This window comes from Caballeronia glebae (assembly GCF_001545035.1).
In the GTDB taxonomy this organism is placed as follows: Bacteria; Pseudomonadota; Gammaproteobacteria; order Burkholderiales; family Burkholderiaceae; genus Caballeronia; species Caballeronia glebae.
Genome location: NZ_FCOJ02000010.1, coordinates 35,198 through 52,341 on the forward strand (window position 1 = coordinate 35,198; position 17,144 = coordinate 52,341).

Sequence of the window (17,144 nt, forward strand, 5' to 3'; positions counted from 1 at the left end):
TCTTTCTTGAAATCAGAGACTTGCCACGACTTCTTCGAGCTTTTTGCGAATATCGCCGATGGTTCGCGTCGAATCGACGATGAAAAAGCGCTGCGGCGATTCCTCCGCGCGGCGCAGATATTCGGCGCGCGTGCGCTCGAAAAACGCCTCCGACTCGCTCTCGAACTTGTCCGGCGCGCGCGCGGCCGAGCGGCGCTCGCTCGCGGTTTCCGTCGGAATGTCGAAGAGCACGGTCAGATCGGGCTGGAAACCGCCCTGCACCCAGCGTTCGAGCCCTTCGAGCTTGTCGCGCGGCAGGCCGCGGCCGCCGCCCTGATACGCGAAAGTTGCGTCCGTGAAGCGGTCCGACAACACCCAGTCGCCGCGCGAAAGCGCCGGTTCGATCACTTGCGCCAGATGCTCGCGGCGCGCGGCGAACATGAGGAGCGCTTCGGTTTCGAGGTCCATCGGCTGATTCAGCAGGATGCCGCGCAGCGTTTCTCCGAGCGGCGTGCCGCCCGGTTCGCGGGTCATGACGACGCGATGCCCGCCCGGCTCGACTTTCGACTCCAGCCGCTCGCGAAACCAGTCCAGATGCGTGGTCTTGCCCGCGCCGTCGATGCCTTCGAACGTGATGAACTTGCCGCGCGCCATCATTGACCCCGGATGTATTTGTCGACGGCCTTGTTGTGGTCGCCGAGATTGTCGGAAAAGAAGCTGCTGCCGTCGCCGCGCGACACGAAATACAGCGCGTTGCTCGCGGCGGGATTGAGCGTGGCGTTCAATGCGGCCACGCCGGGCAGCGCGATCGGTGTCGGCGGCAGGCCCATGCGCGTGTAGGTATTGTACGGAGTGTCCGTCTGCAGGTCCTTTTTCCGGAGTTTTCCGCCGTAGGCCGGCCCGAGGCCGTAGATCACGCTGGGGTCCGTCTGCAACGGCATGCCGATGCGCAGCCGGTTCGCGAACACCGCGGCGACGAGCGGCCGGTCTGCCGCGCGCCCCGTCTCCTTCTCGACGATCGACGCCATGACGAGTGCCTCGTAAGGCGTTTTATAAGGCAGATTCGGCGCGCGCGCGGACCACGCTTCGGTAAGGCGCGCCTGCATCAGCCGGTACGCGCGCTTGTAGACGGCGAGATCGCTCGTGCCTTTGTCGAAGAGATAGGTGTCGGGGAAGAACAGGCCCTCGGCGGACGCCTTGTCGACTTCGGCCGCGCCGATCGCCCGCAGCAGGTCGGTGTCGGTCATGCCGACGGTGTCGTGCTGGAGCGCGGGATTGCTGTCGAGCTCGCCGCGCATTTTCTGGAGCGTCCAGCCCTCGATGACCGTCGCGACATATTCGTTGACGTCGCCGCGCGCGATCTTCGCCAGAACCTCGTAAGGCGTGATGCCGGTCTTGAACGCGTAATTGCCGGACTTCAGCTGGGCGGACAGGCCGAGCACGCGCGTCATCAGCACGAAGAGCTCGGGTTCCATCGGCACGCCGCCGCGATTCAACTGGGCGCTCACGCTGCGCAGGCTGCTGTGGGGCTTGATGGTGACGTCGAGTTCGGGCGTTGGCAATTCCATGGGCCGGTTGGCCCACCAGTACACACCGCCCGCGACGGCCGCCGCGAGCATGGCGGCGAGCACCGCTGCCACGACGCATTTCTTCAGAAAGGACATGCGAAACACGCTTGAGATAAGACCAATATAATAACTTGCCGCCTGCGTCAGAGCCGCATTCCCGGGCCTGCGCCTTACCGAAAGGATTGACAGCCCGTCGACTCATGAATTCCCAGACCATCGCTCCCGCCGCTTCAGACTTCGATTCCGTCAAGACCGCCGGCGCGTATATGCCGCTCACCCAGTTCGGCGTGATCGACGTCAAGGGTGAGGACGCCGCCACTTTCCTGCACACCCAGCTCACGAACGACGTCCAGCACCTCGACGCATCGACCGCGCGTCTCGCGGGTTACTGCTCGCCAAAAGGCCGGCTCATCGGCTCGTTTCTGATGTGGCGCACGGCCGACGCGGTGCGCCTGCTGATCGCGCACGACGTGCAGGCCGCCGTGCAGAAACGCCTCTCGATGTTCGTGCTGCGCGCGAAGGCGAAGCTCACCGACGCGACGCCCGACGTGGCGGCGGTCGGCTTCGCGGGCGACGTTCGCGCGGCGCTCTCCGGCATTTTCGATGCGCTGCCCGACGGCGTGCATGTCAAGGTCGAAGGCCCGCACGGTTCGCTGATCCGCGTGCCGGACGCGGCGCATCGATCGCGCTTCCTGTGGGTCGGCCCGAAAGCTGACGTCGAGGCGCAGCTCGCGAAACTCGACGCAAAATTGAAGCGCGTGCCCGAGCAGATGTGGGACTGGCTCGACATCCACGCGGGCGAGCCGCGCATCACGCACGCGACCGTCGAGCAGTTCGTCCCGCAGATGGTGAACTTCGACGTGCTCGGCGCGGTGAACTTCAGGAAGGGCTGCTATCCGGGGCAGGAAATCGTCGCGCGCAGTCAGTATCGCGGCACGATCAAGCGGCGCACGGCGCTCGCGCACGTCGATCATGCAACGCCCGGCGCCGAGCTCTTTCATTCGGCGGATCCCGGCCAGCCGTGCGGGCTCGTCGTCAACGCGGCGCCCGGCGAGCACGGCGGCGTGGATTGTCTCGTCGAGATCAAGCTCGCCGCGCTCGAATACGGCTCGGTGCACGTCGGTTCCGCCGATGGTCCCGCTCTCGCTTTCGTGCCGCTGCCCTACGCTTTTCCCGCCGACGCCTGAGGTCGAGCGCATGTGTCTGATCGTCTTCGACTGGCAGCCCGCGGCGTCGCAAAATAACGGCCGCGCGTTGCTGACGCTCTCGGCCAATCGCGACGAGTTCTTTCGCCGCGACGCTCAACCGATGCACTGGTGGCACGATGCGCCGGGCGTGCTCGCGGGCCGCGATCTGATGGGCGGCGGCACGTGGCTCGGCGTGTCGCGCGACGGGCGGTTCGCGGCGTTGACCAACTATCGCGCGCCGCTCGAAGTGCAGCCGGATGCGCCGACGCGCGGCGCGCTCGTGAGCGCTTTTCTCGCCGGCGAGCGCATGGCGCCGCTCGACTATCTGAGGGGCGTGGCGCGGGAAGGTCATCGGTATAACGGCTTCAATCTGCTTTGCGCGGACTTCACGCGGCGCGAGCTGGGCTGGTACGGCAATCGCGCCGATGCGCCGCCCGCCTTGCTCGATGCGGGCGTGCACGGCTTATCGAACAGCCTGTTGAATACGCCGTGGCCGAAGCTCGTCGCGCAGCGCGAGGCGCTGTGCGATCTGATTCACGCCGATGAACATCCGTCGCTCGACGTGCTCATCGAGACTTTGCGCGACCCGCGCATCGCGAACGACGAGCATCTGCCATCGACGGGGATTTCGATCGAACGGGAGCGCGTGCTGTCGGCCGCGTTTATCGAAACGGCCGATTACGGCACGCGCAGCACGACGGCCTTGCGGGTGAGCCCGGCGGCGCGCGGCCTGGCGCTTGCGATCAAGGAGCGTAGCGACGACGACGGCTCGCATCGCGTCGTCAGGCCGGGTGCGTTCGAGCAGGCGTTCGCGTTCGAAATCGAAGGCTGACGGGGAATCACTCGAACGCCGCGCGCAACGCCATCACCGCGTCCGCGTGTGCGGCCGCCACTTCCGGCACGAACCCGCCCATCTTGAAGAACTCGTGAATCATGCCTTCGTAGCGCATGAGCGTGACCGGCACGCGCGCGTCTTCGAGCTTCGCGGCAAAGGCAATGTCCTCGTCGTAAAGCGGATCGTGATCCGCCGCCGCGATCCACGCCGGCGCGACGCCGGTCAAATCCGGCACGCCGCGCGCCGCATCGAGCGGTGCGAAGCGCCAGTCGTCGCGGTCGCGATCGTCACGCAGATACTGCGCGAAAAACCACTGGATCGTTTCGCCGGAAAGCAGATAGCCGTCCGCGAGGCGCGCGTGCGATGCGCTCTGCTGCCACGCGCTCGTGCCCGGATAGATCAGCAGTTGCAACTTGAGATGAATGCCCGCATCGCGCGCCAGCAACGCGCACACGATCGCGAGCGTGCCACCGGCACTGTCGCCGCCGACCGCGAGGCGCTCGGCATCGATGCCGAGCGTTGCCGCCTCGCGCGCGAGCCATTGCAGCGCGTCGAAGGCATCGTTGGCCGCGACGGGAAATTTATGCTCGGGCGCGAGCCGATAATCGACCGATATGACCGCGCAGCCCGCGTCGTGCGCGAGCTTGCGGCACAGCGCGTCGTGCGTCGCCACGCTGCCGACCGTGAAGCCGCCGCCGTGCAGATACATGAGCGCTGGCGCGGGCTCGGCCCAGCTCGGCTCGACCGGCTGATACACGCGCACGCCGATCGTTTCGCCATCGCGCGCGGGGATGCGCAGATCTTCGACGCCGTGCATGGGCAACGGCGCGATATCGAGAATCTGCGCGCTCATCGCGTAGGCGGCGCGCGCCTGTTGCGGCGTGAGCGTGTGATACGGCGGTCGATTCGCGCGCGCGACCATCTCCAGAATTTGCGCGATCTTGGGATTGAGCGGCATCGGCGGAAGAAGCGTCAAAGGGACACGATGATGCCACGAACCGCGCCGTCAACGCGGACGTTTCAGCGACATCGGATCGGTCGGATTGCGTAGCTGCGCGATGTCGTCGAGGCGCAGTTGCACCGACGGCATGATGCCCGGATGCGTGATGACGTAAAAGCGCCCTTCGCGCACCGCATCGAACGTCAGCTCGGCGATGTCGCGCGCGGTTAGCTTGCCGCCCTCCACCGCGCGCGTGAGTTGCCGGGCCGCGAGCTTTTGCGAGGCGGTGTACGGCGCGTCGTTGGCGAGCGCGTCGGGCCGCGAGCGCTCGGCATCCGCGATGCCAGTAGGCACGAACGCGGGACACAGAAGCGACACGCCGATCGACGACGCGCCCGCGAGCCGCAAGTCGTGATGCAGCGTCTCGGTCAACGCGACGACCGCGTGCTTCGACGCGTTGTAGACGCCCATCGCGGGCGCGGCGAGCAGGCCCGCCACCGACGCCGTGTTGACGATATGCGCGGGCTCGTTTTGCGCCAGCATGATCGGCACGAACGCGCGCAGCCCGTTCGCGACGCCCATCACGTTCACGCCGAACACCCATTGCCAGTCGTTCGCGCTGTTCTCCCAGACGAAGCCGCCCGCGCCGACGCCCGCGTTGTTGAAGAGCATATGCACGCCGCCGTAGGTATCGAGCGATGCTTGCGCGAGCGCCTGCACCTGAACGGCGTCCGACACGTCGGTCGTGACGCCGATCGCGTCGCCGCCCGCCGCGCGCACGGCGTCCACCGTCGCGGCGAGTCCGGCGGTGTCGAGATCGGCGAGCACGAGCTTCATGCCGAGCGCCGCGCCCTTTTTCGCGAACTCGCAGCCGAATCCGCTGCCCGCGCCGGTGATGACGGCGACCTTGCCTTCGAAGCGATCCACGTGCGTGCCTTCGCGATTAAACGAGTTTCACGAGTTGTTTGCCGAAGTTCTTTCCGCGCAAAAGGCCCAGCAGCGCCTCGGGCGCATTTTCGAGTCCTTGCGCGATACTTTCGCGAAAATGCAGCTTCTTCGTCGCGACGCGCTCGCCGAGTTCCTTCAGCGCCTGCGGCCAGATATCCAGATGCTCGGAGACGATGAAACCCTGCAGCTTGAGCCGTTGCGTCAGGAGGAGCCGGGGCGCGTTCATCGGCGCGGGCTTGCCGTCGTAACCGGAGATCATTCCGCACAGCGCGATGCGCCCGAACGCGTTCATGCGCGCGAGCACGGCATTGAGCACTTCGCCGCCTACGTTCTCGAAGTAACCGTCTACGCCATCGGGCGTCGCGGCCTTCAGATCCTCGTAAAGATTGCCCGCCTTGTAATCGACGCAAGCATCGAAGCCGAGCGTCTCGACGACATAGCGGCACTTGTCCGCGCCGCCCGCGATGCCGACCGCGCGGCATCCCGCCGCCTTCGCCAGTTGCCCGACGACGCTGCCCACCGCGCCGCTCGCCGCCGACACGACGACCGTCTCGCCCGCCTTCGGCTCGATGATGCGATTCAGTCCGTACCAGGCCGTGATGCCCGGCATGCCGACCGCGCCGAGATACGCGGAGAGCGGCACGCGCGAGGCATCGACTTTGTTAAGTCCGTGGCCGTCTGAGGTGCCGTATTCCTGCCAGCCGAACATGCCGACGACGCTATCGCCCGCCTTGAACGCCGGATTGCGCGATTCGGTCACGACGCCCACGGTGCCGCCGATCATCACTTCGCCGAGCGGTTGCGGCGCGGCGTAAGACTTCGCGTCGTCCATGCGTCCGCGCATGTACGGATCGAGCGACAGATAGTGATTGCGCACGCGCACTTCGCCGTCCTGAAGCGGCGCGAGCGGCGTTTCGACGAGCTTGAAATTCGACACCGACGCCTCGCCTTGCGGGCGCGACACGAGCAAAATCTGACGGTTGATCTGTGCGTCTGCCATTGCGCATTCTCCTTCGTTCGAATGGGATTCAGGCGTCGCTCGGTCCCGGCGTCGCCTTCGGGTCGGAACGCATCTTCTGCCTGACGATGTCGCGCCCGACGGCGAGGCGCTTCATGTACTTGAACGTGCCGAGTGCCTTCGCGACGAAGTGGCCTTCGCTGTCGCGAATCTCGCCTTCGCAATAGGCCATGGTCGTCGAGCGATGCAATACGCGGCCGTAACCGCGCAATTCGCCGCGCCCCGGCTGCATGAAATTGACCTTCATCTCGACGGTGACGACGCCGATGCCATCGCCCGCGACACTGCGCGCGGCGAGCGCGAGCGATGCGTCGAGCAGGGTCATCGTGACGCCGCCGTGCGCGATGCCCCACGTGTTCATGTGCTCGTCGCGAAGCGGCAGCCGCACTTCGCTTTCGCCGTCCTGCGCCTTGAGAAGTTCGACGCCGAGCGAGTCGATGAACGGGCTTTCGAGGGCGACGTTGTTCGCCGGTTTATCGGAGGAAGAGGACATTGCGTTCACACTTCGTAGTCGACGCACTGCCGCTCTTCGCGGATAGCCGCGACGAAGTCCTTCAGCGCCTGATGCTTCGGATGCACTTGATACGCTTCGAGCGCGGACTTGTCGTCAAAGTCGGACACGAGCACGACGTCATACGTGCAGTCGAAGCCCGGTTGCGCGGTGCCCACTTCGAAATGCCCCTGGCCCTTCACGATGCTGCGGCAGGTTTCGAGCTTCGCCTTGAGCTTTTGCGCGTTTTCGGCGCGGCTCGCGCCCTCGGCGTTTTCCTTCAGCTTCCACATGACGATGTGACGTAGCACGGCGACTCCTGTTATCGAACGAGACCTGAAGCGTAGCAAAAATCGCCGTGCGCCGAACAACGCGCGATCGACGCCCACCCGACGCCCAACCGTCACACGATTTCGAAGAGCCCCGCCGCGCCCTGTCCGCCGCCGATGCACATCGTGACCACGACGAAGCGCGCGCCGCGCCGCTTGCCTTCGATGAGCGCGTGGCCCGTCAGACGCGCGCCCGACACGCCATACGGATGCCCGACCGCGATCGCGCCGCCGTTCACGTTCAGGCGCTCGTCGGGAATGCCCAGTTTGTCGCGGCAATAGAGCACCTGCACGGCGAACGCTTCGTTCAGTTCCCACAAGTCGATATCGTCGACGGACAAGCCCGCGCGCCGCAAAAGCTTCGGCACGGCGAACACCGGACCGATGCCCATCTCGTCGGGCTCGCAGCCCGCGACCGCGAAGCCGCGGAAAATGCCGAGCGGCGTGAGCCCCTGCTTTTCGGCGAGTGTCGCGCTCATCACGACGCACGCCGACGCGCCGTCCGAAAACTGGCTCGCGTTGCCCGCCGTGATGACGCCGCCGGGCAGCGCGGTGCGAATACCGGACACGCCTTCGAGCGTCGTGTCGGCGCGGATGCCTTCGTCGGCGGCGAGCGTCACCTCCTTCGTGAACATGCGTCCCGTCGCTTTGTCGGCGATGCCGGCGAGCACGGTAATCGGCACGATTTCATCGTCGAATTTGCCCGCGGCCTGCGCCGCCGCCGCGCGCTGCTGCGAGCGCACGCCGTATTCGTCCTGCCGTTGCTTCGATATCCCGTAGCGCTTCGCGACGTTCTCGGCGGTCTGCAGCATCGACCAGTAGATTTCGGGCTTGTGCCGGTTCAGCCAGCCCTCGGTCAGCATGTGGCGGTTCATCTCGTACTGCACGCACGAGATCGATTCGACGCCGCCCGCGACGAACACATCGCCCTCGCCCGCCATCACCCGCTGCGCGGCGAGCGCGATCGTCTGCAAGCCCGACGAGCAGAAACGGTTCACCGTCATGCCGGCCACGGAAACCGGCAAGCCGGCGCGCAACGCGATCTGCCGCGCGATGTTCATGCCCGTCGCGCCTTCCGGATTCGCGCAGCCCATGATGACGTCCTCGACGCGCGCCGGATCGACGCCCGCGCGCTCGACGACGGCCTTGGTCACGTGGCCGCCGAGCGTCGCGCCGTGCGTCATGTTGAGCGCGCCGCGCCACGATTTGGCGAGCGCGGTGCGCGCCGTCGATACGATGACTGCATCGGTCATGTCGTCTGCCTCGCGTTAAGAATTTCTTCGGAGCTCACGCGCCGTACGCCCGCGTCGCGCATGTCCTGCCAGGCTTTGTCCAGCGAGCCGTCGAGGTCGATCGCGCGGCACGCGTCTTCGATCACGGTCACGTCGAAGCCGGCCGCGCGCGCATCGAGCGCAGACCACGCAACGCAATAATCGGTGGCGAGTCCGGCGATCCAGACGCGCTTCGCGCCGACGTTGCGCAGATAGCCTTCGAGACCCGTCGGCGTCGCGCGATCCGCTTCGAGAAACGCCGAATAACTGTCGACGTGCGCGTGATGCCCCTTGCGAATCACGAGCCGCGCGTGCGGCACATGCAGATCGCGATGCAGCGCCGCGCCGTGCGTGTCCTGCACGCAATGCACCGGCCACAACACCTGTTCGCCATAAGGCAGCGTCATGGTCTCGAACGGCTCGCGGCCCGCGTGATTCGCGGCGAACGACACATGCGCGCGCGGATGCCAGTCCTGCGTCAGCACCACATGCGAGAACGCGCGCGAGAGCCGGTTGATCACCGGCACGACTTCGTCGCCCTGCGCGACGGCAAGCGCCCCGCCCGGCATGAAGTCGTATTGCACGTCCACGGCGAGAAAGACATCTTCAACGGGTTTCATCATGTCGATTCGATTGTCAGGCATTGAAGCGTCCATCGGCGGCCGCGAGTTCGGTCACACGCGCCGCTGGCCGCCACGCTTGCCCGTTCGGTTGCCGCGCGTATTTGCGCATCGCGCGTTCCACGTTGTAGAGGCCGATGGTGTCCGCATAGAGCATCGGGCCGCCGCGCCAGAGCGGAAAGCCGTAGCCAGCGAGATAAACCATGTCGATGTCCGATGCTTTCCCGGCGATGCCTTCTTCGAGAATCTTCGCGCCTTCGTTCACGAGCGAGAGCACGAGACGCTCGACGATTTCCTCATCGCCGATCATGCGCCGCTCGATGCCGCATTCGCCCGAATACGCGACGATCATGTCGTCGACCGCTTTCGACGGCGACGCATCGCGCTTGCCCGGCTGATAGTCGTACCAGCCCGCGCCGGTCTTCTGACCGAAACGGCCCATCTCGCACAGCCGGTCCGCGACGCGCGAATAGTGCAACTCCGGCTGTTCCCGGTAACGGCGCTTTCTGATCGCCCAGCCGATGTCGTTGCCCGCGAGATCACTCATGCGAAACGGTCCCATCGCGAAGCCGAAGCTCTCGATCGCGCGATCGATCTGCGCGGGCAGCGCGCCTTCCTCAAGCATGAAGAGCGCTTGACGGATGTACTGCTCGATCATCCGGTTGCCGATGAAGCCATCGCATACGCCCGACACCACCGCCGTCTTCCGGATTTTCTTCGCGAGCTGCATGACGGTTGCGAGCACGTCCTTGCCGGTCTTCTCGCCGCGCACGACTTCGAGCAGTTTCATCACGTTCGCGGGGCTGAAGAAGTGCATGCCGATCACGTCGTCCGGACGTTTCGTGAACGAGGCGATCTTGTCGAGATTCAGCGTCGATGTATTCGATGCGAGGATCGCGCCCGGCTTCGCGACTTCATCGAGCTGGCGAAACACTTGTTCCTTCACGCTCAACTCTTCGAACACGGCCTCGATGATCAGATCGGCCTGCGCCAGATCGGAATAGGAAAGCGTCGGCGCAATGAGCGCCATGCGCTCGTCGGCCTTCTCCTGCGTGAGCTTGCCCTTTTTCACCTGCGCTTCGTAGTTGCGCCGGATCGTCGCGAGGCCGCGATCGAGCGCGTCCTGCTTCGTTTCGAGCAGCACGACCGGCAGACCCGCATTGAGGAAGTTCATCGCGATGCCGCCGCCCATCGTGCCCGCGCCGATCACGCCGATGCGCTCGATTTTTCTCACAGGCGTATTCGACGGCACATCGGAGATCTTGGCCGCCGCTCGCTCGCCGAAAAACGCATGACGCAACGCGCGGCTCTCGGGCGTCTGCACGAGCGCGAGAAAGCATTCGCGCTCGAATGCGAGGCCGCGCTCGAACCCTTCCTTCACGCCTTTTTCGACCGCATCGATGCACTTGTGCGGCGCCGGGAAATGCTTCGCGACCGCGGCGACGCCGTTGCGCGCGAACTGAATGAAGCCTTCGGCGTTCGGATGCTCGATCTTGCGATCGCGCACCTTCGGATACGGACCGCCGCGATCGGCGGCCCGGTTTGCGAACGACAACGCGCGATCCAGCAGATCGCCCTCGGCGAGTTCGTCGAAGAGCGCGGTTTGCGCGAGCTTTTCCGACGGCACCGGCGCGCCCGACACGATCATGTTCAACGCCGTTTCCAGCCCGACGACGCGCGGCAGACGCTGCGTGCCGCCCGCGCCGGGCAAGAGGCCCAGCTTCACTTCCGGCAGCGCGATCTGCGCGCCGGGCGCGGCGATGCGGTAATGCGCGCCGAGCGCCAGTTCGAGACCACCGCCCATCGCGACCGCGTGAATCGCGGCGACCACGGGCTTCGCGCTCGCTTCGAGCGCCTTGATCACGGTCATGAGCGTCGGTTCCTGCGTGGCTTTCGGCGTGTTGAATTCGGTGATGTCCGCGCCGCCCGAAAACGCCTTGCCCGCGCCGATGAGGACGATGGCGCGCACGTCGGCGTCATCGTTCGCGCGCTCGATGCCTTCGACGATGCCGAGGCGCGTGGCGTGTCCCAGTCCGTTGACGGGCGGATTGTCGAGCGTAAGGACGGCAACGCCGCCGCGGATCGTGTAGTCCACTGCCATGAAGGTGTCTCCTGTCGACCGGATATCGGATCGATTGTGGGCGATCGGGGCAGAATACACAAAAAAGCACGATCGTTCAAACGAGACGAATACGCGATTCGGGAGCGGAAAATGCACGAAGCCCCGGCCGCGCGAAGGCGGACCGGGGCTTCGAGAAGCGTGCAAAGGCGCTAGACGGAATTCTCCGTGGCGTTCGGCAACACGTGATCGCGAAACTGCTCGCGCAGACGCACCTTTTGCAGTTTTCCGGTCGCGGTGTGCGGCAATTCATTGGCGAACACGACGTCGTCCGGAATCCACCACTTCGCGACCTTGCCCTCGAAATGCGCGAGCAATTCCTCGCGCGTGACGTTCGCCTCAGGTTTCAGCACCGCGACGATCAGCGGCCGCTCCGTCCATTTCGGATGCGCGCACGCAATGCACGCGGCCTCCGCCACTTGCGGATGCGACACCGCGATGTTCTCCAGATCGATCGAGCTGATCCATTCGCCGCCGGACTTGATCACGTCCTTGCTGCGATCGGTGATCTGCATGAATCCGTCCTGATCGATGGTCGCGACATCGCCCGTCGGGAACCAGCCGTCGACGAGCGGCGAGTCGTCCCGGCGAAAATAGCGGTCGATGACCCACGGACCGCGCACGTGCAGATCGCCGAAGGACTTGCCGTCCCACGGCAGCTCGCCACCGTCGTCGCCGACCACTTTCATGTCGACGCCGAAGAGCGTGTGGCCCTGTTTTTCCAGCGAGTGGCGCTGCTCGTCGAGCGGGCGCTGCTTCATCCTGAAAGTGAGACGCGACAAGGTGCCGAGCGGCGACATCTCCGTCATGCCCCACGCGTGGATCACCTGCACGCCGTACTCTTCCTCGAAAATGCGCAGCATCGCGGGCGGGCACGCGGAGCCGCCGATCACCGTGCGCTTCAAGGTCGAGAAACGCACGTTCTGCTGCTTCATGTACGTGAGCAGATTCATCCAGACGGTCGGCACGCCGGCCGAATATGTCACGCCTTCGGCTTCCATCAATTCATAGAGCGATTTGCCGTCGAGATCTTTGCCCGGAAAGACGAGCTTCGCCCCGACGAGCGGCGCGGCGTGCGGAATGCCCCACGCGTTGACGTGGAACATCGGCACGACGGGAAGGATCGCATCGCTCGACGACGCGCCCATCGCGTCGGGCAACGCCGCGCCATACGCATGCAGCACCGTCGAGCGATGCGAGTACAGCGCGCCCTTCGGATTGCCCGTCGTGCCCGACGTGTAGCAGAGAAACGAAGCCTGGCGCTCGTCGAGCAGCGGCCATTCGTAGTCGCCGTCGTGCTCACCGACGAGGCTCTCGTAGCTCATGACCGGCACGCTCATGTTCGACAGATGCTCCGCCACGCACGCGGCGTCGCCGAGCGCGATCCAGCCCTTTACGTTCGGGCATTGCGGCGCGATGAGTTCGACGAGCGGGCCGAAGGTCATGTCGAAGCAGACGTAGGAATCGTCCGCGTGATCGATGATGAACGCGACCTGATCCGGAAAGAGACGCGGGTTGATCGTATGGCACACCGCGCCCATGCCGCTGATGCCGTAATAGCATTCGAGATGTCTGTAGCCGTTCCACGCGAGCGTGCCGACGCGCTCGCCCTGTTCGACGCCGAGCGCCGTCAGCGCCTGCGCGAGCTGCTTCGCGCGTTTCTCGCAATCGCGGTAGGTGTAGCGGTGGATATCGCCTTCGATGCGCCGCGACACGATCTCGTTGTCGCCGAAGTGGCGTGAGGCATGAGACAGCAGGGACGACGCGAGCAGCGGTACTTCCATCATCTGGCCGTAGAGCGGCGACGTCATAGGCGAGGTCCTCGAATCTGGCGAATGCTGGTCGGATGGCCGGGCCACGCTCTGCAGGCCCGCGGGCGCGGAATTACAATATCGTTTAACTCAGAGGCGCTCAATATGTCGTTTTCCCCAAGCAATGCCGTGCGCGCATCGCGCGCCGATACGCCCGCCGACGCGCATTCCATGAGCGAAATCGCCAGCGCAGTCCGGGTTGGCGAGCCCGGCTCGTTCGCCGCGCTCGGCGCCGCTTTCCTCACTCGCCTTCCCGCCGCGCCGGTGCCCGACCCGTACCTCGTCGGCCTGTCGCGCGAGATGGCCGAATCGCTCGGTTTCGATCCGCAGGTCGCGACCGGCGCTGAAAAAGATGCCTTCGCCGCCTGGTTCGCCGGCAACCCGACGCGCGACTGGCCGGCCGATGCGCTGCCCTATGCCGCGGTTTATTCGGGGCATCAGTTCGGCGTCTGGGCGGGCCAACTTGGCGACGGCCGCGCGCTCACCCTGGGCGAAGTGGAACACGACGGCGCGCGCCTCGAAGTGCAACTGAAGGGCGCGGGCCGGACGCCTTACTCGCGCATGGGCGATGGCCGCGCGGTGCTGCGCTCGTCGATCCGCGAGTTTCTGTGCTCGGAGGCGATGCATCATCTGGGCATCCCGACGACGCGCGCGCTCGCCGTCATCGGCTCCGATCTGCCGGTGCGGCGCGAGACCATCGAAACGGCGGCGATCGTCACGCGCGTGTCGCCGAGTTTCGTGCGCTTCGGCCACTTCGAGCATTTCTATTCGAACGATCGCATCGACGAGTTGAAGACGCTCGCCGATCACGTCATCGACCGGTTCTATCCGCATTGCCGCGACGCCGACGATCCCTACCTCGCGCTGCTCGACGAAGCCGTGCGCTCCACCGCCGATCTGATGGCGCAGTGGCAAGGCGTCGGCTTCTGCCACGGCGTGATGAACACCGACAACATGTCGATCCTCGGCCTCACGATCGACTACGGTCCGTTCGGCTTCATGGACGCGTTCGACGCGCATCACGTGTGCAATCATTCGGATACGCAAGGGCGTTATTCGTATGGCCGCCAGCCGCAGGTCGCCTATTGGAACCTCTTCTGTCTCGCGCAGGCGCTCGTGCCGCTGTTCGGCGCGAACCTGCCCGAGGAAGGCCGCGCCGAGCGCGTGGTCGAAGAGGCGCAAAAGGTGATGGAGCACTACAAGGATCGTTTCGGGCCCGCGCTCGTCGCGACAATGCGCGCGAAGCTCGGCCTCGACATCGAGCGCGAAGGCGATGACAAGCTCGCCAACGGTCTCTTCGAAATCATGCATGCGAATCGCGCGGACTTCACGCTTACGTTCCGGAACCTGTCGAAGCTCTCGAAATCCGACGCGAGCCGCGACGCGCCCGTGCGCGATCTGTTTCTCGATCGCGCTGCCTTCGACGCGTGGGCCGCGCAGTATCGCGAGCGCCTCGCGCACGAGCTGCGCGACGACGCCGCGCGCGCGGCCGCGATGAATCGCGTGAATCCGAAATACGTGCTGCGCAATCATCTGGCGGAACATGCCATCCGGCGCGCGGCCGAAAAGGACTTTTCGGAAGTGGCGCGTTTGCTGGACGTGCTCCGGCATCCGTACGACGAACAGCCCGAATACGAAGCCTACGCCGGCCTGCCGCCCGACTGGGCGAGCGGCCTCGAAGTCAGTTGTTCTTCGTAGGATCGCCCTCACATACCAGGCCTTCCCGGCCCAATCAAAGGAACGACAGATGAGCAGAGACGACACCCCGGCGAGCCATCCGCTGCAAAAGGACGACGCCGCCTATCGCCGTGAACTCGACGACATGCAATATCAGGTCACGCGTCATGCCGCGACCGAGCGGCCGTTCACCGGCAAATACTGGGATCACAAGGAGCGCGGCATCTACGACTGCGTGTGCTGCGGCACGCCGCTATTCGAATCGGACACGAAATTCGACGCCGGCTGCGGCTGGCCCAGTTACTTCAAGCCGATCAACGGCGAAGTGATCCAGGAAAACACCGACCGCTCGCACGGCATGCTCCGTATCGAAGTCGTGTGCAAGAACTGCGGCGCGCATCTGGGTCACGTCTTCGAGGACGGCCCCGCGCCGACCGGCCTGCGGTATTGCATCAACTCGGCTGCGCTACAATTCGAACCCAAGTAAGCGCGAGCCCGGCATGGGCGCCCGGTGCGTCCGTGCATCCAGCCGTACCGACGCCCGCTTCGCTCGACCCGAGCGGGCGCTCTCGCCTCGCGCGCCTTGCATCCAACCGATGCCCATCACGTCCGCACGCCAATGAAATTTCTGTTCGATCTGTTTCCGATCATCCTTTTTTTCGTCGCTTTCAAGGTTTGGGGCATCTATACCGCCACGGCGGTCGCGATTGCGGCGACGCTCGTGCAGATCGCCTGGGTCGCGTTCCGGCATCGCAAGGTCGATCCGATGCTGTGGGTGAGCCTCGGCGTAGTGGTCGTATTCGGCGGCGCGACGCTCGTGCTGCACAACGACACCTTCATCAAATGGAAGCCGACGGCGCTCTACTGGCTTTTCGCGTTTGCGCTGATCGTTGCGCAGATCGGCTTTAAAAAGAATCTCATCGAAGCGATGATGGGCAAGCAGATCGTGTTGCCGCATCGCGTCTGGGGCCAGTTGAATGTCGCGTGGGCGGTGTTCTTCGCGCTGCTCGGTATCGTGAATCTTTTCGTCGCTTATAACTTCACCACGGACCAGTGGGTGAACTTCAAGCTCTTCGGCGCGACGGGCTGCCTCGTTCTGTTCATCGTCGCGCAAAGCTTCTGGCTCGCGAAATACATGAAGGAGGATGGGCAATGAGCGCATCGTTCGATTTTACGAACGCGTCGGCGGCGGACAAGATCGCGCATCTCGAAGCGCGCCTGAACGCCGCGTTGCAACCGCAGTCGGTGCATATCGACGACGACAGCGCGGCGCACGCGGGCCATGCTGGCGCGGCTGCCGGCAGTCACTATACGGTGACGATCGTGGCCGATTGCTTCGCGGGAAAGGCACGCGTGGCGCGGCATCGACTGGTGTATGATGCGCTGGCCGAGGAATTGCGGCGCGACGTGCACGCGCTCGCGATCCGGGCTTATACGCCGCAGGAGTTCGCAGAACAATTCGAATGAACACGCGCGGTTCACTCAGAAGCCTTGTCTGTTAAATCTCGCCTTTTGAAGGCGTCTGTTTGCTCAGTTAGGAACCTCCGATGACTTTGAAAAAAACCCGCGTCTGGGTGTTGCTGGCTGCATTCGCGGCCGCGCCCGCGTTTGCGCAAAACATCGCCGTCGTCAATGGCACGCCGATTCCCACGTCGCGCGCCGATGCGCTCGTGAAGCAGCTCGTTGCGCAGGGTCAGCAGGATTCGCCGCAACTTCAGCAGGCGGTGCGCGAGGAACTCATCAATCGCGAAATCCTGATGCAGGAAGCCGCGCGCGAAGGCATCGCGACGCGTCCCGACGTGAAGGCGCAGATCGCCGTCGCGCAGCAGACCGTCGTGCTGCGCGCGCTGATCGAAGAATTCGTGAAGAAGAACGCTCCGACCGATGCGGAGATCAAGGCGCGTTACGACCAGCTCGTCAAGCAGAACGGCGGCGGCAAGGAAGTGCATCTGCATCACATTCTCGTCGAGAACGAAGCGCAGGCGAAGGATCTGATCGCGAAGATCAAGGCCGGCGCGAGCTTCGAAGATCTCGCGAAGCAATATTCGAAGGACCCGGGATCGGGCAAGAACGGCGGCGATCTGGACTGGTCTTCGCCTTCGGCTTACGTGCCGGAATTCGGCGCGGCCGCGGAGAAGCTGAAGAAGGGTGAAATGACGTCCGAGCCGGTGAAGACGCAGTTCGGCTGGCACATCATCCGTATGGACGATTCGCGCGAGACCGCCCCGCCGCCGCTCGATCAGGTGAAGCCGCAGATCGCGCAGCAGATTCAGCAGGAAAAGCTGCAGGCGTTCGAGGAAGGCTTGCGCAACAAGGCTGTGATCAAGTAAGCGCGCTTGCTTGCTCGATGAT

General features: G+C 64.8%; 18 protein-coding genes. 7 read left to right on the forward strand and 11 right to left on the reverse strand.

All coding sequences use genetic code 11. The features are described 5' to 3' along the window. Window positions 1-12: 12 nt before the first annotated feature. Window positions 13-633, reverse strand: coding sequence for a dTMP kinase (gene tmk / locus AWB82_RS09160; RefSeq protein ID WP_086966818.1), 621 nt, complete (start codon window positions 631-633; stop codon window positions 13-15). Beyond that, the gene (mltG, locus tag AWB82_RS09165; RefSeq protein ID WP_086966819.1) at window positions 633-1,643 is read right to left on the reverse strand and encodes an endolytic transglycosylase MltG; all 1,011 of its coding nucleotides are present in this window, start codon (window positions 1,641-1,643) and stop codon (window positions 633-635) included. The genes tmk and mltG overlap by 1 nt, the downstream gene beginning before the upstream one ends. A 104-nt stretch (window positions 1,644-1,747) precedes the next feature. On the opposite strand from mltG, the gene ygfZ reads away from it, so the two are divergent. Together ygfZ and AWB82_RS09175 are read left to right on the forward strand one after the other, a co-directional pair. Next, on the forward strand, window positions 1,748-2,734 hold the full coding sequence (gene ygfZ / locus AWB82_RS09170; protein WP_086966820.1) for a CAF17-like 4Fe-4S cluster assembly/insertion protein YgfZ: 987 nt from the start codon (window positions 1,748-1,750) through the stop codon (window positions 2,732-2,734). 10 nt (window positions 2,735-2,744) lie between these two features. Then, on the forward strand, window positions 2,745-3,566 hold the full coding sequence (locus tag AWB82_RS09175; protein WP_086966821.1) for an NRDE family protein: 822 nt from the start codon (window positions 2,745-2,747) through the stop codon (window positions 3,564-3,566). A gap of 7 nt (window positions 3,567-3,573) precedes the next feature. Here the strand turns inward: AWB82_RS09175 and AWB82_RS09180 are convergent, their stop codons facing one another. The 9 genes from AWB82_RS09180 to AWB82_RS09220 form a co-directional block, all read right to left on the reverse strand. Then, window positions 3,574-4,527 carry an alpha/beta hydrolase gene (locus AWB82_RS09180; RefSeq protein WP_086966922.1) on the reverse strand — a complete coding sequence of 318 codons (954 nt, stop codon included), beginning with the start codon at window positions 4,525-4,527 and terminating at the stop codon, window positions 3,574-3,576. A gap of 48 nt (window positions 4,528-4,575) precedes the next feature. Then, a complete protein-coding gene (locus AWB82_RS09185; protein ID WP_086966822.1) occupies window positions 4,576-5,436 on the reverse strand; it encodes an SDR family oxidoreductase in 861 nt (286 codons plus the stop codon). 16 nt (window positions 5,437-5,452) lie between these two features. Then, window positions 5,453-6,457 carry an NADP-dependent oxidoreductase gene (locus AWB82_RS09190; RefSeq protein WP_086966823.1) on the reverse strand — a complete coding sequence of 335 codons (1,005 nt, stop codon included), beginning with the start codon at window positions 6,455-6,457 and terminating at the stop codon, window positions 5,453-5,455. Window positions 6,458-6,485: 28 nt separating this feature from the next. Continuing rightward, on the reverse strand, window positions 6,486-6,968 hold the full coding sequence (locus AWB82_RS09195) for a PaaI family thioesterase (RefSeq protein ID WP_086966824.1): 483 nt from the start codon (window positions 6,966-6,968) through the stop codon (window positions 6,486-6,488). A gap of 5 nt (window positions 6,969-6,973) precedes the next feature. After that, window positions 6,974-7,276, reverse strand: a complete 303-nt coding sequence (locus AWB82_RS09200) for a Dabb family protein (protein WP_086966825.1) — start codon at window positions 7,274-7,276, stop codon at window positions 6,974-6,976. A 92-nt stretch (window positions 7,277-7,368) separates the two neighbouring features. After that, window positions 7,369-8,547, reverse strand: coding sequence for an acetyl-CoA C-acyltransferase (locus AWB82_RS09205; RefSeq protein ID WP_086966826.1), 1,179 nt, complete (start codon window positions 8,545-8,547; stop codon window positions 7,369-7,371). After that, window positions 8,544-9,185, reverse strand: coding sequence for a bifunctional nicotinamidase/pyrazinamidase (pncA, locus tag AWB82_RS09210; protein WP_086966923.1), 642 nt, complete (start codon window positions 9,183-9,185; stop codon window positions 8,544-8,546). Before pncA ends, AWB82_RS09205 begins: the two co-directional genes overlap by 4 nt. A gap of 16 nt (window positions 9,186-9,201) precedes the next feature. Further along, window positions 9,202-11,286, reverse strand: a complete 2,085-nt coding sequence (locus AWB82_RS09215) for a 3-hydroxyacyl-CoA dehydrogenase NAD-binding domain-containing protein (RefSeq protein ID WP_086966827.1) — start codon at window positions 11,284-11,286, stop codon at window positions 9,202-9,204. A 170-nt stretch (window positions 11,287-11,456) separates the two neighbouring features. Further along, window positions 11,457-13,115 (reverse strand): 3-(methylthio)propionyl-CoA ligase, encoded by a 1,659-nt coding sequence (locus AWB82_RS09220; protein ID WP_086966828.1) that lies wholly within the window; start codon window positions 13,113-13,115, stop codon window positions 11,457-11,459. Between the two features lie 105 nt (window positions 13,116-13,220). Here AWB82_RS09220 and AWB82_RS09225 point away from each other — a divergent pair, with 105 nt between their 5' ends. From AWB82_RS09225 to AWB82_RS09245, 5 genes are all read left to right on the forward strand, one after another. Further along, window positions 13,221-14,813, forward strand: a complete 1,593-nt coding sequence (locus AWB82_RS09225) for a protein adenylyltransferase SelO (protein ID WP_086966829.1) — start codon at window positions 13,221-13,223, stop codon at window positions 14,811-14,813. Window positions 14,814-14,862: 49 nt separating this feature from the next. Then, a complete protein-coding gene (gene msrB, locus AWB82_RS09230) occupies window positions 14,863-15,279 on the forward strand; it encodes a peptide-methionine (R)-S-oxide reductase MsrB (protein ID WP_086966830.1) in 417 nt (138 codons plus the stop codon). A gap of 132 nt (window positions 15,280-15,411) precedes the next feature. Next, window positions 15,412-15,948: a septation protein A gene (locus tag AWB82_RS09235; RefSeq protein ID WP_086966831.1), complete on the forward strand. Its 537-nt coding sequence runs from the start codon at window positions 15,412-15,414 to the stop codon at window positions 15,946-15,948. After that, window positions 15,945-16,259 (forward strand): BolA family protein, encoded by a 315-nt coding sequence (locus AWB82_RS09240; RefSeq protein WP_086966832.1) that lies wholly within the window; start codon window positions 15,945-15,947, stop codon window positions 16,257-16,259. Before AWB82_RS09235 ends, AWB82_RS09240 begins: the two co-directional genes overlap by 4 nt. 80 nt (window positions 16,260-16,339) lie before the next feature. Then, window positions 16,340-17,122 carry a peptidylprolyl isomerase gene (locus AWB82_RS09245; RefSeq protein ID WP_086966833.1) on the forward strand — a complete coding sequence of 261 codons (783 nt, stop codon included), beginning with the start codon at window positions 16,340-16,342 and terminating at the stop codon, window positions 17,120-17,122. Window positions 17,123-17,144 lie beyond the last annotated feature (22 nt).

Excerpts from the sequence above, each read along its gene's own strand:
- AWB82_RS09180 (WP_086966922.1), bottom strand. The coding sequence starts at position 4,527 with ATGCCGCTCAATCCCAAGATCGCGCAAATTCTGGAGATGGTCGCGCGC.
- mltG (WP_086966819.1), bottom strand. The coding sequence starts at position 1,643 with ATGTCCTTTCTGAAGAAATGCGTCGTGGCAGCGGTGCTCGCCGCCATG.
- AWB82_RS09190 (WP_086966823.1), bottom strand. The coding sequence starts at position 6,457 with ATGGCAGACGCACAGATCAACCGTCAGATTTTGCTCGTGTCGCGCCCG.
- AWB82_RS09175 (WP_086966821.1), top strand. The coding sequence starts at position 2,745 with ATGTGTCTGATCGTCTTCGACTGGCAGCCCGCGGCGTCGCAAAATAAC.
- AWB82_RS09215 (WP_086966827.1), bottom strand. The coding sequence starts at position 11,286 with ATGGCAGTGGACTACACGATCCGCGGCGGCGTTGCCGTCCTTACGCTC.
- AWB82_RS09240 (WP_086966832.1), top strand. The coding sequence starts at position 15,945 with ATGAGCGCATCGTTCGATTTTACGAACGCGTCGGCGGCGGACAAGATC.
- AWB82_RS09220 (WP_086966828.1), bottom strand. The coding sequence starts at position 13,115 with ATGACGTCGCCGCTCTACGGCCAGATGATGGAAGTACCGCTGCTCGCG.
- AWB82_RS09245 (WP_086966833.1), top strand. The coding sequence starts at position 16,340 with ATGACTTTGAAAAAAACCCGCGTCTGGGTGTTGCTGGCTGCATTCGCG.
- AWB82_RS09205 (WP_086966826.1), bottom strand. The coding sequence starts at position 8,547 with ATGACCGATGCAGTCATCGTATCGACGGCGCGCACCGCGCTCGCCAAA.
- AWB82_RS09195 (WP_086966824.1), bottom strand. The coding sequence starts at position 6,968 with ATGTCCTCTTCCTCCGATAAACCGGCGAACAACGTCGCCCTCGAAAGC.
- AWB82_RS09235 (WP_086966831.1), top strand. The coding sequence starts at position 15,412 with ATGAAATTTCTGTTCGATCTGTTTCCGATCATCCTTTTTTTCGTCGCT.
- msrB (WP_086966830.1), top strand. The coding sequence starts at position 14,863 with ATGAGCAGAGACGACACCCCGGCGAGCCATCCGCTGCAAAAGGACGAC.
- tmk (WP_086966818.1), bottom strand. The coding sequence starts at position 633 with ATGGCGCGCGGCAAGTTCATCACGTTCGAAGGCATCGACGGCGCGGGC.
- pncA (WP_086966923.1), bottom strand. The coding sequence starts at position 9,185 with ATGAAACCCGTTGAAGATGTCTTTCTCGCCGTGGACGTGCAATACGAC.
- ygfZ (WP_086966820.1), top strand. The coding sequence starts at position 1,748 with ATGAATTCCCAGACCATCGCTCCCGCCGCTTCAGACTTCGATTCCGTC.
- AWB82_RS09225 (WP_086966829.1), top strand. The coding sequence starts at position 13,221 with ATGTCGTTTTCCCCAAGCAATGCCGTGCGCGCATCGCGCGCCGATACG.